11 protein-coding genes are annotated in these 14,955 nt (G+C 55.4%); 4 read left to right on the top strand and 7 right to left on the bottom strand.

The genetic code is table 11. The features are described from left to right. Nucleotides 1-32: 32 nt before the first annotated feature. The gene (gene gorA / locus IM284_RS12100; protein WP_041911861.1) at nucleotides 33-1,385 is read right to left on the bottom strand and encodes a glutathione-disulfide reductase; all 1,353 of its coding nucleotides are present in this window, start codon (nucleotides 1,383-1,385) and stop codon (nucleotides 33-35) included. Between the two features lie 71 nt (nucleotides 1,386-1,456). Further along, the gene (locus IM284_RS12095) at nucleotides 1,457-2,299 is read right to left on the bottom strand and encodes a 23S rRNA (adenine(2030)-N(6))-methyltransferase RlmJ (protein WP_028014739.1); all 843 of its coding nucleotides are present in this window, start codon (nucleotides 2,297-2,299) and stop codon (nucleotides 1,457-1,459) included. 179 nt (nucleotides 2,300-2,478) lie between these two features. Here IM284_RS12095 and prlC point away from each other — a divergent pair, with 179 nt between their 5' ends. Both prlC and rsmJ read left to right on the top strand, forming a co-directional pair. Further along, complete coding sequence (gene prlC, locus IM284_RS12090; protein ID WP_047367223.1) at nucleotides 2,479-4,521, top strand: oligopeptidase A; 2,043 nt, start codon at nucleotides 2,479-2,481, stop codon at nucleotides 4,519-4,521. A gap of 7 nt (nucleotides 4,522-4,528) precedes the next feature. Further along, complete coding sequence (gene rsmJ, locus IM284_RS12085) at nucleotides 4,529-5,281, top strand: 16S rRNA (guanine(1516)-N(2))-methyltransferase RsmJ (protein WP_047367222.1); 753 nt, start codon at nucleotides 4,529-4,531, stop codon at nucleotides 5,279-5,281. A 60-nt stretch (nucleotides 5,282-5,341) separates the two neighbouring features. On the opposite strand, the gene uspA is transcribed toward rsmJ, so the two are convergent. Then, on the bottom strand, nucleotides 5,342-5,779 hold the full coding sequence (uspA, locus tag IM284_RS12080) for a universal stress protein UspA (RefSeq protein ID WP_003861223.1): 438 nt from the start codon (nucleotides 5,777-5,779) through the stop codon (nucleotides 5,342-5,344). Between the two features lie 283 nt (nucleotides 5,780-6,062). Between uspA and uspB the strand changes: the two genes are divergently transcribed. Next, nucleotides 6,063-6,398 (top strand): universal stress protein UspB, encoded by a 336-nt coding sequence (uspB, locus tag IM284_RS12075; protein ID WP_003861224.1) that lies wholly within the window; start codon nucleotides 6,063-6,065, stop codon nucleotides 6,396-6,398. 53 nt (nucleotides 6,399-6,451) lie between these two features. On the opposite strand, the gene pitA is transcribed toward uspB, so the two are convergent. Beyond that, nucleotides 6,452-7,951 (bottom strand): inorganic phosphate transporter PitA, encoded by a 1,500-nt coding sequence (pitA, locus tag IM284_RS12070; RefSeq protein ID WP_028014734.1) that lies wholly within the window; start codon nucleotides 7,949-7,951, stop codon nucleotides 6,452-6,454. Nucleotides 7,952-8,179: 228 nt separating this feature from the next. Between pitA and IM284_RS12065 the strand changes: the two genes are divergently transcribed. Further along, complete coding sequence (locus IM284_RS12065; protein WP_193055818.1) at nucleotides 8,180-9,376, top strand: NAD(P)/FAD-dependent oxidoreductase; 1,197 nt, start codon at nucleotides 8,180-8,182, stop codon at nucleotides 9,374-9,376. A 53-nt stretch (nucleotides 9,377-9,429) separates the two neighbouring features. Here the strand turns inward: IM284_RS12065 and IM284_RS12060 are convergent, their stop codons facing one another. From IM284_RS12060 to IM284_RS12050, 3 genes are all read right to left on the bottom strand, one after another. After that, entirely contained in the window at nucleotides 9,430-11,253 is a 1,824-nt protein-coding gene (locus IM284_RS12060) for an integrin alpha (protein ID WP_047367221.1), read from the bottom strand. Nucleotides 11,254-11,360: 107 nt separating this feature from the next. Continuing rightward, the gene (locus IM284_RS12055; RefSeq protein WP_047367220.1) at nucleotides 11,361-12,404 is read right to left on the bottom strand and encodes a fimbrial protein; all 1,044 of its coding nucleotides are present in this window, start codon (nucleotides 12,402-12,404) and stop codon (nucleotides 11,361-11,363) included. Between the two features lie 11 nt (nucleotides 12,405-12,415). Then, nucleotides 12,416-14,923 carry a fimbria/pilus outer membrane usher protein gene (locus IM284_RS12050; RefSeq protein WP_193055817.1) on the bottom strand — a complete coding sequence of 836 codons (2,508 nt, stop codon included), beginning with the start codon at nucleotides 14,921-14,923 and terminating at the stop codon, nucleotides 12,416-12,418. Nucleotides 14,924-14,955 lie beyond the last annotated feature (32 nt).

Genomic DNA, 14,955 nt, shown 5'->3' with positions numbered 1-14,955 from the left:
AAAAAAAGCCCCTCCGGAGAGGGGCTTCTGCATTATCGCATGGTGACAAACTCTTCCGCCGCCGTTGGGTGGATAGCCACGGTGTTGTCGAAGTCTTTCTTGGTCGCACCCATCTTCAGCGCCACCGCAAAGCCCTGCAGGATCTCATCCATGCCGAAGCCGATGCCGTGGATACCGACAATCTTCTCTTCCGGGCCCACGCAGACCAGCTTCATGCGGCACGGCTGACGGTGAGAGGTGACGGCGGTATACATCGCGGTGAACGCGGATTTATACACTTTCACCTGATCGTCGCCGTACTGCTCACGGGCCTGCGGCTCGGTTAAGCCGACGGTGCCGATTGGCGGGTGGCTAAAGACCACGGTCGGGATGTTGCTGTAGTCCAGATGCTCGTCCGGCTTGTTGTTGAACAGACGCTCGGAGAGACGACGGCCCGCCGCAACGGCCACCGGCGTCAGTTCAACCGCACCGGTGTTATCACCGACGGCGTAAATGCCCGGTACGCTGGTGTTCTGGAACTTATCGACGACGATGTAGCCTTTTTCGTCGGTTTTCACACCGGTCACCGCCAGGTTAAAGCTGTCGTTCGCCGGTTCACGGCCAATCGCCCAGATCAGGCAATCAACGGTCTGGCTGCGGCCATCTTCCAGCTCAAGGGTCAGGCTGCCGTCCGCGTTTTTAACGACCGCTTTAGGCACGGCGTTGGTGTGCAGGGTTGGGCCTTCGGTGTTCATCACCTCAACCAGCGTATCAACGATCAGCGGATCGAAGCTGCGCAGCGGTGCGTGTTTACGCACGAACAGGTGCGCTTCTGCACCCAGGCCGTTAATCACGCCAGCCAGCTCAACCGCGATGTAGCCCGCGCCCACCACGGCAACGCGCTCAGGCAAGGCAGGCAGCTCGAAGAAGCCGTCGGAGTCGATACCGTATTCCGCGCCCGGAATATTCGGGTGGCTCGGGCGGCCGCCGGTGGCGATCAGGATATGATCGGCGGTGATCGTCTCGCCGTTCACTTCGATCGTTTTCGCGTCCACAAAGCGGGCGAAGCCGTGAATCACGTCGACGTTATTTTTGCCCAGCACGTTGTCGTACGAGGTGTGAATGCGGTCGATGTAGGCGGTACGGCTGGCGATCAGCTTGTCCCAGTCGAAATTGTTGATGGTGGTGTCAAAGCCGTAGTCCGGACCGTACATATGGATCGCTTCACGAATTTGCGCCGCGTGCCACATCACTTTCTTCGGTACACAACCCACGTTCACGCAGGTGCCGCCCAGCGCTTTGGCTTCGATCAGCGCACATTTCTGGCCGTACATGGCCGCGCGGTTGATGGAGGCGATGCCGCCGCTGCCGCCGCCGATGGCGATGTAGTCATAATGCTTAGTCATAGCTTTTGTCCTTAATCGTGAATTGCCGCGATTGTATACCTGAAATCAATAGTTTCCACCGATGACTGCAATTACTCCGGCACGATCCAGCTGACGGTGGCGTGGCCCGTACCGGCTGGCACCAGCGTTTTGTGCAGCCACGGCAGCACGTTGTTCATCTGCGCTTCGAGCTTCCACGGCGGGTTAATGACGATCATGCCCGAAGCGGTCATGCCGCGCTGGTCGCTGTCCGGACGTACCGCCAGCTCGATCTGCAGAATTTTGCGGATGCCGGTGGCTTCCAGGTCTTTGATCATGCGCTTGATTTGCGCGCGCAGCACCACCGGGTACCACAGGGCGTATGTCCCGGTGGCGAAGCGTTTGTAGCCTTCGTGGATACCGGTCACCACCGCCTGATAGTCGGTTTTGATTTCGTACGGTGGGTCGATCAGCACCAGGCCGCGACGGGAAACCGGCGGCAGCTTGGCTTTCAGTTGCTGGTAGCCGTCGGCTTTGTCGACGCGGGCGCGGCTGTCTTTCTGAAATTCCGAACGCAGCAGCGGGAAGTCGCTCGGGTGCAGTTCGGTCAGTTGGAGGCTGTCCTGCTCGCGCAGCAGCTGGCGGGCAATCAGCGGTGAGCCAGGGTAGTAGCGCAGCTGGCCGTTGCGGTTGAAGTGATTCACCACGCCAATGTAAGGCTCCAGCTCGGCGGGCAGGTCGTCCTGCTGCCAGATGCGGGCGATGCCCTCAAGATATTCGCCGGTACGCTCGGCATGCTCGCCGCTCAGCTGATAACGGCCCGCGCCCGCATGGGTGTCCAGATAGAGAAACGGCTTCTCTTTCTCTTTAAGCGATTCAATGATCAGGCTCTGAACGGTGTGTTTGAGGACGTCGGCATGGTTGCCAGCGTGGAAGCTGTGGCGATAACTGAGCATGGGTAATGGTATTCCGCTGAATTGACGATTTGCCACAGTTTACAGCAGAACGGCACAGATTACCCGCAGGCCCGGTAAGCGCAGCTATTGAAATCCTCTACACTTAACCCCATTACTGAAAACAATATGCACAGCGCCGGATGCGCGCTTCATTCACCTATTTCAACAGGACAGCGTTTATGACCAATCCATTACTGACGCCTTTTTCGTTGCCACCGTTTTCTAAAATCCTCCCTGAGCATGTGGTTCCAGCCGTTACCCAGTCGCTGGACAACTGCCGCGCGGCGGTAGAAAGCGTGGTTGCGCAGGGCGCGCCGTACACCTGGGAGAATCTGTGTCAGCCGCTGGCCGAAGTGGACGACGTGCTGGGGCGTATCTTCTCTCCGGTGAGCCACCTGAACTCGGTGAAAAACAGCCCGGAACTGCGTGAAGCCTACGAACAAACCCTGCCGCTGCTCTCTGAGTACAGCACCTGGGTCGGCCAGCACGAAGGGCTGTACAAAGCCTACCGCGACCTGCGCGACGGCGACCATTATGCCGAACTGAACACGGCGCAGAAAAAATCGGTTGATAACGCCCTGCGTGATTTCGAACTGTCCGGTATCGGTCTGCCAAAAGAGAAGCAGGTTCGCTACGGTGAAATCGCTGCGCGCCTGTCCGAACTGGGTAACCAGTACAGCAACAACGTCCTTGACGCCACCATGGGCTGGACGAAGCTGATTACCGACGAAGCAGAGCTGGCGGGTATGCCGGAAAGCGCACTGGCGGCGGCGAAAGCCCAGGCCGAAGCGAAAGAGCAGGAAGGCTTCCTGTTAACGCTGGATATCCCGAGCTATCTGCCGGTGATGACCTACTGCGACAACCAGGCCCTGCGTGAAGAGATGTACCGCGCCTACAGCACCCGCGCCTCCGATCAGGGGCCGAATGCCGGTAAGTGGGACAACAGCCCGGTCATGGCGGAAATCCTCGCCCTCCGTCACGAGCTGGCTCAGCTGCTGGGCTTCGACAGCTACGCGGATAAATCCCTCGCCACCAAAATGGCCGAGAACCCGCAGCAGGTGCTCGATTTCCTGACCGATCTGGCCAAACGTGCTCGTCCTCAGGGTGAGAAAGAGCTGGCCCAGCTGCGCGCCTTCGCGAAAGCGGAGTTTGGCGTGGACGAGCTTCAGCCGTGGGATATCGCGTACTACAGCGAAAAACAGAAGCAGCACCTCTACAGCATCAGCGACGAGCAGCTGCGCCCGTACTTCCCGGAAAACAAAGCCGTCAACGGCCTGTTTGAAGTGGTTAAACGCATTTACGGCATTACCGCTAAAGAGCGTACTGATATTGACGTCTGGCATCCGGACGTGCGCTTCTTCGAACTGTATGACGAGAAAAACGAACTGCGCGGCAGTTTCTACCTCGATCTCTACGCGCGTGAGAACAAGCGCGGCGGGGCGTGGATGGACGACTGCGTGGGCCAGATGCGTAAAGCAGACGGTTCCCTGCAAAAACCGGTCGCCTATCTAACCTGTAACTTCAACCGTCCGGTAAGCGGCAAGCCTGCGCTGTTCACCCACGACGAAGTGATCACCCTGTTCCACGAGTTCGGTCACGGCCTGCACCACATGCTGACCCGCATCGAAACCGCCGGCGTCGCCGGTATCAGCGGGGTGCCATGGGATGCGGTCGAGCTGCCAAGCCAGTTTATGGAAAACTGGTGCTGGGAGCCGGACGCGCTGGCGTTTATCTCCGGCCACTATGAGACCGGCGAACCGCTGCCTAAAGAGTTGCTGGATAAAATGCTGGCGGCGAAGAACTACCAGGCGGCGATGTTCATTCTGCGCCAGCTGGAGTTCGGCCTGTTCGACTTCCGTCTGCATGCGGAGTTCAGCCCGGAGCAGGGTGCGAAAATCCTTGAAACCCTGGCCGAGATTAAAAAGCAGGTTGCCGTTATTCCTGGACCAACCTGGGGCCGCTTCCCGCATGCTTTCAGCCACATTTTCGCGGGCGGCTACGCGGCGGGCTATTACAGCTACCTGTGGGCCGACGTGCTGGCGGCGGATGCTTTCTCTCGCTTCGAGGAAGAGGGGATCTTCAACCGCGAAACCGGCCAGTCGTTCCTTGACAACATCCTGACCCGCGGCGGTTCTGAAGAGCCAATGGTGCTGTTCAAACGCTTCCGTGGCCGCGAGCCGCAGCTGGATGCGATGCTTGAGCATTACGGGATCAAAGGCTGATTGTTACGTGAAGATCTGCTTAGTGGATGAAACGGGCGCCGGAGACGGCGCCTTATCTGTTCTGGCGGCCCGCTGGGGGCTGGAGCACGATGAAGAGAACCTGATGGCGCTGGTAATGACGACAGCACATCTCGAATTACGCAAGCGCGATGAACCGAAGCTCGGCGGGATTTTTGTCGACTTCGTTGGCGGCGCGATGGCGCACCGGCGTAAGTTCGGCGGCGGTCGCGGCGAAGCGGTGGCCAAAGCGGTCGGCATTAAGGGGAGCTATCTCCCGGACGTGGTCGATGCCACGGCGGGGCTGGGGCGCGATGCGTTTGTGCTGGCGTCGGTGGGCTGTCATGTGCGGATGCTGGAGCGTAATCCGGTTGTCGCCGCGCTGCTCGACGACGGGCTGACGCGAGGCTATGCGGACCCGGAAATCGGCCCGTGGCTGCAGGAGCGTTTGCAGCTTATCCACGCGTCAAGCCTGACGGCGCTGACGGACATCACCCCGCGTCCGCAGGTGGTCTACCTCGACCCGATGTTCCCGCATAAGCAGAAAAGCGCGCTGGTGAAGAAAGAGATGCGGGTGTTTCAGTCGCTGGTGGGGCCGGATTTGGATGCGGATGGCCTGCTGGAGCCGGCTCGTCAGCTGGCGACGAAGCGGGTGGTGGTGAAGCGTCCGGACTACGCGCCGCCGCTGGCGGACGTTGCTACGACCAACGCGGTGACCACGAAAGGGCATCGGTTTGATATTTATTCGGGGACGCCGGAATAAAAAAAGCCGGGTGGCGGCTTCGCCTTACCCGGCTTACATTCAGTGCCGCTTTTTTTGCACTTACTCGTCTTCTTCGTCGCGCAGCGGAACAATCAGCATGTCCACGTGAACGGTGTTAATCAGCTGGCGCGCTGAAGACATCAGCTTGCTCCAGAAGTCCTGATGGTGACCGCATACCACCAGATCCATATCGTATTTCTTAATCGCATCAACCAGCACCTGGCCCAGGTCGCCGCTGCCGCTCAGGGTTTCGGTGATCGGATAGCCCGCGTTGGTGGAGAGCTCGCTCAGCGCGTGATGCGTTTCTTCAGAGATGCGTTTCTGCATATCGCCCAGATTGACGTCGATCAGACCGGTGTAGAGGTCGGAGTAATTCACATCAACGTGAATCAGGGAGACTTTCGCGTTGTAGGGACGTGCCATAGATACCGCTTTATCAACCAGCACTTTGCTCTCCGGGGAGAGATCTACCGCGATAAGAATGTGTTTGTAAGCCATAGTGTTACTCCTTCCTTAAGTTATCGATGACTAAATGGGAAAGCCGTCGTCTGATGCTTTCATTACGGCCCAGTTAAACATATTTTTCAAGCTTTGGTGTTGATAACGATTAACCTTGTGGCAAAAAAATTAACGGATCTCCTACACTATTTAATGAGCCGTTCGGATATTAAAACGCGAACCGGATCGACTTTTAGTCATTCTTTCACTGAACTGTCTGTCAGGGCATTGGGGTGCGGTAGCTCAGGAGCCTTGCTTCGTGGGCGGACGCCGGGGAGGATGTATGATTAGCACCGTCGCATTGTTTTGGGCGTTATGCGTAGTTTGCATAGTGAATATGGCGCGCTACTTCTCATCGTTACGTGCGCTGTTGGTGGTACTTCGTGGTTGCGATCCGTTGCTGTATCAGTATGTGGACGGTGGAGGGTTCTTCACCTCGCATGGACAGCCCAGCAAGCAGATGCGTCTGGTGGGATATATCTACTACCAGCGCTACCGCGATCATCACGATGAAGAGTTTATCCGTCGCTGCGAGCGCCTGCGTCGTCAGTTCATTTTGACCAGCGCCCTGTGCGGGCTGGTTGTGGTCAGCATGATTGCGTTGATGATTTGGCACTGAGCATAAAAAAAGCGGGTCAGTTTCCTGACCCGCTTTTTGTCGCCTTCAACCGATTAAATCAGCTTCAGCGAAATCCAGTACAACCCGCCAGACAGCAGGATGGACGCCGGAAGGGTGAACACCCAGGCCATCAGAATGTTGGTCACGGTTTTGCGCTGCAGGCCGCCACCGTCAACAATCATAGTACCTGCCACGGACGAGGAGAGTACGTGGGTGGTGGATACCGGCATACCGGTGTAGCTCGCCAGACCGATAGATACTGCCGCCGTCATCTGCGCGGACATACCCTGCGCATAGGTCATGCCTTTCTTACCGATCTTCTCGCCGATGGTGGTCGCCACGCGGCGCCAGCCAATCATCGTACCGATACCCAGCGCCAGCGCGACCGCCATGATGATCCAGATTGGCGCGTACTCAATGGTATTGAGCATATCGCTTTTCAGTTTCTTCAGCAGACGCTTGTCGTCACCATTCACCTCTGGCAGCTTCGCGACTTTATCGGTCACGTCGGAGATACAGAGCATGATACGACGCAGCTGACCACGCTGTTCAACGGCCAGTTTATCGTAGCTTTCGATGTTGCCCAGCATACCTTTGGCACGTTCCAGCGCGTTAATCGCGTTAGCCGGATGGCAGTGGAATTCACCAGGCGCGGTGGTGGCACCGGCTTCCGGAGAAGGGATCAGCTGGTCAACGCCGGTCGCTTTTTTCAGCAGCTCTGGGTGCTGCTGGAAATAGGTTTCAACGTTGTTGACCGCATCACGGGTACGGGTGATTTCGTAACCCGAGGCGTTCATATTCACCACGAAGCCCGCCGGTGCGACACCGATCAGAACCAGCATCACCAGACCAATGCCTTTCTGCCCGTCGTTCGCGCCGTGAGAGAAGGCCACGCCGATAGCAGAAATGATCAGGGCGATACGCGTCCAGAATGGCGGCTTTTTCTTGCCGTCTTTCTTCTCACGCTCTGCTGGCGTCAGGTGGATACGCGCACGTTTCTTCGTGTTGCTCCAGTAGCGACGCAGGATGAAAATCAATCCACCCGCAACCACCAGACCCACGATAGGAGAGACGATGAGAGAAGCGAAAATGCCAAGTACTTTAGGCAGATTCAGCGCATCAACAACCGATGTCCCGGTCATCAGGGCGTTGGTTAACCCGATACCGATAATCGCGCCGATGAGGGTGTGAGAGCTGGATGCAGGCAGGCCAAAATACCAGGTACCGAGGTTCCAGATAATTGCAGCAAGCAGCATTGAGAACACCATGGCGAGGCCATGACCGGAACTCACGTTAAGCAGCAGATCCGTTGGCAGCATATGCACGATCGCATACGCAACGCTCAGTCCGCCCAGGAGGACACCAAAAAAGTTAAATACCGCCGCCATAACAACCGCAAGCTGCGATCGCATTGCGCGAGTGTAGATAACCGTTGCTACTGCGTTTGCAGTGTCGTGGAAGCCGTTGATCGCTTCGTAAAACAGTACAAAAACCAGAGCAAGCAATAGTAAAAGCCCGGTATGTAAATCCAGGCCGGCAAACAAATGTAGCATAGGACGTTACGCCATTTTGAGGACATGAACGCGGCGCATTATCCAGGACAAATGCGCAACGGGCAAAGTGAAATATAGACTTTTTTTGACATACCACCTGATTTGGGAAAAGTGCCTGAAAGGATAATCGTTAAATTTCAATGGAATGGCTTTGTAATATCTTTTTACGCTGGTGTGACCACAGAGGAAACTTTACAATCCGCGGCAGTTAACGAAGAGGGTTTTGACGTGGAAAGGTTTGATGCCGTGGTTATTGGCGCCGGTGCGGCGGGTATGTTTTGTGCGGCGATGGCCGGACAGGCGGGTCGTCGCGTGCTGTTGCTGGACAACGGAAAAAAGCCAGGCCGCAAGATCCTGATGTCAGGCGGCGGGCGCTGCAACTTCACCAATCTTTATGTCGAACCCGCGGCCTATTTGAGCCAGAACCGCCATTTTTGTAAATCTGCGCTGGCGCGTTACACCCAGTGGGACTTTATCGACCTGGTGGGTAAGCATGGCATCGCGTGGCATGAAAAAACCCTGGGACAGCTGTTCTGCGACGACTCCGCGCAGCAGATTGTCGATATGCTGGTGGCCGAGTGCGAAAAGGGCGGGGTAGTGATGCGCCTGCGCACTGAAGTGCTGGAGGTGGCCCGCGACGAGCAGGGGTACACGCTGCAGCTGAACGGTGACACCGTCAGCGCCGATAATCTGGTGATCGCCAGCGGCGGTCTGTCGATGCCGGGGCTGGGCGCGTCACCGTTCGGCTACAAGATTGCCGAGCAGTTTGGCCTGAAGGTGCTGCCCACCCGCGCCGGGCTGGTGCCGTTCACGCTGCATAAGCCGCTGCTGGAGCAGCTACAGACGCTGTCCGGCGTCTCTGTTCCCTCCGTTATTACTGCCGAAGACGGGACGGTGTTCCGCGAAAACCTGCTCTTTACCCACCGTGGTCTCTCCGGCCCGGCGGTCCTGCAAATCTCCAGCTACTGGCAGCCGGGGGAATTTGTCTCGGTGAATCTGCTGCCGGACAGCGATCTGGACGCGTTCCTCAACGAACAGCGCGCCGCGCACCCGAATCAGAGCCTGAAAAATACCCTGGCGATGCAGCTGCCGAAGCGTCTGGTGGAGTGTTTGCAGGGGCTGGGGCAAATCCCGGATGTGTCGCTCAAGCAGCTTAACAGCCGCGAGCAGGAGACGTTGGTGGATACGCTAACGAACTGGCGCGTTCAGCCAAACGGTACCGAGGGGTATCGCACGGCGGAAGTGACGCTGGGCGGTGTCGACACGAATGAGCTTTCCTCTCGCACGATGGAAGCGCGTAACGTACCGGGGCTCTACTTTATTGGCGAAGTAATGGACGTAACCGGCTGGCTCGGCGGATATAATTTCCAGTGGGCGTGGTCGAGCGCCTGGGCGTGCGCGCAGGCGCTGCAAAATGCGCAATAAATTGCCGGGGAGTCTCTTCCCCGGCGGTGTTGCCCATTCAGATGATGTAAGCATTAATCCGGTATAGCGTAATCCGCAATGCGGAAGGTGACCTTACCCGTCCAGGTGTTATCACGGTAAGAACCAATGGCGAGACTGTCCTGAGTGAAGCCATTGAAGCTCCCGGCCGCAATGGACGCGCCGAATTTTTCATACTGATTTTTACCCCAGTAGACTTTCGCAACGCCTTCTCTCACCAGCGTATTAATATTGATCATGCCTTCTTCATCGTCAGCGTAGTCATCCAGGCTTTTACCGCCGTTGATGACGTACACGGCGCCCACCTGCGTGCCGCTGCCGTTTACCGCATTCGGATCGCCAATCACCAGATCCTTTTTACCGTCGCCGTTCAAGTCCACATTACCGAGAATGCTGTTCCCGAACCCTGCCAGCTTGCTGCCAGGCCTGTCGGCGTAAATAGCATAGCCATCGTGTACGCTAAATGTTTTGTTGTAGTTCAGCCGGGTGTGCGCCGCATCGAGGAACAGAGACGATGGCAGCTTACTGCCGTCGGCCTTACCTTTAATAATCCAGACCAGCCCGGAACGTTTTTTATCAATACCCATGTCGGCAGGGGCGCTAATCGCAAAAGCGTTAGCGTGAGCATTCAGGAAATTACCTAATGGCGTAATGGTGCCGTTATTGGGCTTATCCTGCGTATACGCGCTATGATCGTTACTTCCTTCACCTCCGCCGGACTGACCACCCAGGAAAGCCGCCCCCATACCGTGAATGCGGGTTGCCTGCGTCGCGTTTAGCGAGGCGATGTCGAGATTCCCCTGGTTGAAGCTGCTGCCGTAGACGAGATAGGCCGTGCCGCGGCCATCAGTGCCGCTGTTCTCTGATTTACGGCCTTCATTGACCGATTCCGGGTCGACGATCAGGTAATCACTGAAGCCGTCGCCGTTAATATCCCCGACATCGCTGATCTGCTGCCCAAGGTTGTAGTTAAGGGGTTTATCCGGACCGTTGGTGGCGGTCATCTGCGGACGAATATAGGCGCCGGTCGCGGCAGGGATCTCCCAGTCGCCCAGGTTGTTGCGCTTAATATCAATGTTCTGCCACTGATCGCCTGGCTTTTGAGCGCCGTAGATAATGATTGCGCCGCCGCGTCCGCCCGTGCCTTCGATATCGCCGATAGCAAGATCGACCATCTTGTTAGCCACTGCAGAATTTTTATATTTAATTGGGCCTACCGCGGCGCCAAACCAGCCGCCGGTATTCGCATTGCCTGAAGAATTCACCGTACGGATGCGAATACCCAGGCGAGCGTCGCCGTTGTCGATATCATTGAGGTCAATCTGATTAGAAAGACGCGCGCCGGTACGGTGATGCGGTCCGCCCCAGATAATATAGACCTGATCATGCCAGTGGGAGGCGATGACTAAATCATCATATCCATCGCCGTTAATATCACCTATTTTACGTACCGCAACGCCCATCCATTTTGTCGTCACTGAGCCAGGCTTATTCGCTTTATTGCTGTGGATAATTTTAAGCGCGTTTTGCGGATCGAATTCACCTACGTTATTGACTTGCTGCATGGGTTTCCCACCGGAAGTCCCGAAAATGACGTACGCGATCCCTTTTGCGCCATCCCCCCAGGGGGCCGTAATAACAATATCTTCACCCGCGATATGCGAACCATTGTCCTTATCGGAAAACTTACCGATCGTGGTCATCGTCATACCGAAATAGTCTTTTTCTTTTTCACCCTTAATAGATACAGGGACAGAATAAGGCTCGATATCGCTGGCGATAACCTGTGATGCCGTGATGCCAGTACCTGATAAAGCTGCAACGCAAAGCGCTACACGCGTTTTCGTTTTGAGTTTCATAGTATATATCCTTATACAAATCCATTTTTCATACCCGGCAACTCATTTGTATAGCGCTATGTGTTGCCGGGAAATAAGAGGTTTCTACGCTGTATTAAGTTTTTTCTTTATTTAAACTCGAAATCCAGCGTGGATGTGGCTTCAAATTTTCCCGGTTGTGGAGACTTTTCTCCTTGTTGGACAGGTGTTGCTATAATAGTGACATTCCCCTCCTGCGTTGGTACGGCCGAACTGCTGCCATCAATTTTATTCCCGTTGTGTTCAAGTTTTATCCCTAAATCATTGCGCTCACCTTCATCATTATGGGTCTTGATAAAACCAGAGCCATTAAAATCGGACGCGCGGAACTTAATACTCACCTTGCTTTCATCTTCAGGATTTTTGCAAGTCACACGAATATCCACGCTTTTTTGCTTACCGGTGGCCTCGGGCTTAAATTCATTCGCGGTAATACTGCCAAACGGGACCTTGATGGTTTGCCCGTCATTAATCATGCATTGTGGTGGAATATCAATTGATAGTTGGAAATTAAGTGTGACAAAAGGTCTGGAGGTGTCATAACTCCCCGTCTGTTTTTTGGCAAAAATGGTCACTAATTCCTGCATAGGAATATCAATGCGGCCTGAAGGAAGCGGTTTAGTTAATTCCAGAGAGACAGTCCCGCTGGAGCCGGTTGCGAACAGAGTATGGTCGTTTTTATCATCACAGTTATTTGTCGCAGGACGTCCATTATCAACACCGGCGGTATTACTCAAATCAACCGGGATATACCGCAATTCATCCTCGCCACCAAGAACGACATTTATACCGATATTAATACCCTTTTCCGCATCCAGAGGATAATAGATAAAGTCTGCGTTACGTTTGCCGCCTCCTGTGCCCAGTTTCGTACTGGTAAATCGAAATAAGATACTTTCTGGCACGCTGGAGTCCTGACAGAGGCAGATACCATTAAAATTACCTTTATTATTCCATGTGGATTGGGTTGTGCCGGGTACGTCGTCAGCAGTAAGGTTTTCGATAATATCAAACTTGTGCGCCTGGCCAGATACGGTTGATGTCGGCCAGCAGCTTCCTACAACATCAGCATAAGCTGGCGCGCCCATCAATCCCCCTGCTGCCAGGCACGCGAGTAACGTTAATTTTTTCATTTTTAATTCCTTTATTTATTAACGGATGATTTGCAGGTCTGCGTTAACTGCACAATTCCGCTAATCGTGGGTTCCTGGCCAGAAAGCTGATAGTGAACCTGGCAACGCTGATCGGGTTTCTTACCCCAGCTCACGTCTAACGTCCCTTTTTCTGCCATCCCGGTGAGGAATACGCTGCCTTCATCACCCACAATGCTGCTGGTGGTATTCTGAGAAACAATGGCACCGAACGGAACGGGTTTGCCCTGCGCATCTTTCAGCGTCATCATCAGGCGTTTACCCACCGCCGTGGTGAAACGTGCCCGAACGATAGCCCCCCGGGTGGGAACGACTTTATGGCTGTTACTTTCCAGCTCGACATCGTCAGGTAATGTATCGGGACGAAGCTGGATATTGCTCTCCTGATAAGGTGTCAGATAAGGCACCACCGCATAGCCCCAGGGGTCGGTGCGCACGCCAGTGTGGTTACGGACGCTGACATCTGCGGCATCCGGCGCTTCAACCAGAGCGACCGTTTCACCCAGCGACTGCGCCAGCGTGACGCCATGAGGATGAACCAGCACGCCCCCGCGCAGGCTGTAATTCAGCCGCTGCGCGTCCCGGCTATAGCCATACCCGGCGCCAACCTGCGCATAGCGTCCGTTATAGCTAAGCGAGGCATCGCTGCTGTTTGCCTGGCTCCCTGGGTTGATATTCTGCTGTACGCTCCAGTTCAGGTTATTGTCCTCAAGGGCGCTGCCGCTCAGGGAAACACTGTGGCCTGGCGAGCGTTTTTCCGCCGCAGAGAAGGTGTAACCGGCACGTGTGGAGCGGAGCCATTTGTCCAGAGGGACGCTCACGCTCAGGCTGAACAGATTGTCCTGGTTATAGAGACGCTGGTTATCCTCTTTTGTCACGTTCAGATAGTGGTTGTAATTCAGGCTATAGCTGATCCCGTTCCAGCTGTTGCCATAGCCCAGCGTGGCGGAGGTCGTGCGTTTTTGGCTCGTGTGGTAGTCCTCGCTGACCAGCATGGCGGAGAGATAGCCGAGGCTTTCTCCCAGGTTTTGGTTTAGCGTCAGTTCTGTACGGCTACGGCGTCGATCCAGGCGCGAGGGTTGCGAGTGATAGCTGCTCAGGGTTTCACCGAGCGTGTAGAAATCGGACGTCGAGTAGCGATAGCCCGCAATCGCAACGTTAGTGCCGGTAGACAGCAAATTTTTGTTATAGCGCAGGCGTAGCGACTGTCCCCGGTTTTTTTCTGCCTGTTTAGTGGTGGCCCAGGCCTGGGTAATATCAAATGACAGTGCACCAAAATCGCCCATGTTTTTACCCATGCCAAAAAGCAGGGACTGATATTGGCTGGCAGCCTGCATGCCTCCGTATATCGAGGTTTCCCACGGCAGACCGTAAATCAGGCTCCCTTGTGAAAACAGGGCATTCTCAGCATCGCTGCTGCTGGAACGATAGCTGCCGCTAATGACTTCATATTTGTATTGCCCTTCCCGCTGCATAACCGCTAACGACGCGTAAGGCACTAAAGAGACTTGTTCGCTGCCATCCGCCTCTTTCACCACAACTTTCAGCTCGCCGCTGCTGCCGAGGTAAAGATCGTTGATGACAAATTCACCGGGCGGGACATAGCTTTGATAAATGCTGTAGCCGTTCTGAAAAATAGTGATCTGGGCATTAGTACGAGCAATACCGCGGATCACCGGCGCATAGCCTCGCAGGCTGCCCGGAAGCATCTGTTCATCCGAGTAAAGCTGAACGCCGCGAAACGGGGTGCTATCAAAGACTTCTGCGGTAGAACTGTTATCCCCGACAATCAGCTGGCTATTCAGGGCGCTGATATCACGCTGCAGATAGGTATAAACCGATTCCCAGCGCCCAGCTTGCCCCTGGCTGTTACTCCAGGTCGAGAAATTGCGTAAACGCCAGGGGCCAACGTTCAGTCCCGGACGCAGGCTGAGGTACTGGCTATCGGTTCCCGTCCCGTTGTGCGAGGTCCACGTGGCACCGCTGTAGTTGTAGCTGAGCATCAGGCCCGGAATACCCTGTTCCCGACGCGCAGGATCGATGTAGCCGTGAGCGTGGCTGTCCAGGGCCGCCTGGGGAATGCTTAGCCTTAACGCCTGCTCGCTGAAGTCAAATTCGCTGCTTGCGAGAGGGATCGCCGACAGATTTGCGCAGCCCTGGGTATCGTCCCGGAGCAACGGGAATGCCGCCGTTTTAACACCAAACGACTGGAGCGTCTCCTCGCTGAGGCACGGTGCGAGGATATTTTTATGCTGCGCGTTCTCTTCGAGTCGAAACGTGATATCGCGCGTGTCGAACATTTTATTGTTAAGAAACAGGTCAACGCGATAAACGCCGGGTGTCTGGCTCTCTTTGTTCTCAAAGAGAGAAAGATCGACGGCGGTACGCGGCGCGCCACCCGTTTCCAGAAAGGCCGGGTCGAAGTAATCACTGGCGTATAATGCGCTGGGTAAAATCCAGGCAAAGCAAAGCGCTGGATGAATGCCCCAAAATATAGTCATGAAAAAATACCCCTGTGAGGTTATTGTTTTAA

This window comes from Enterobacter cloacae complex sp. P12RS (assembly GCF_014895875.1).
GTDB lineage: Bacteria > Pseudomonadota > Gammaproteobacteria > Enterobacterales > Enterobacteriaceae > Enterobacter > Enterobacter bugandensis.
The sequence above is the reverse complement of the archived record's forward strand: the minus strand, read 5'-3'. Positions and strand labels throughout refer to the sequence as shown.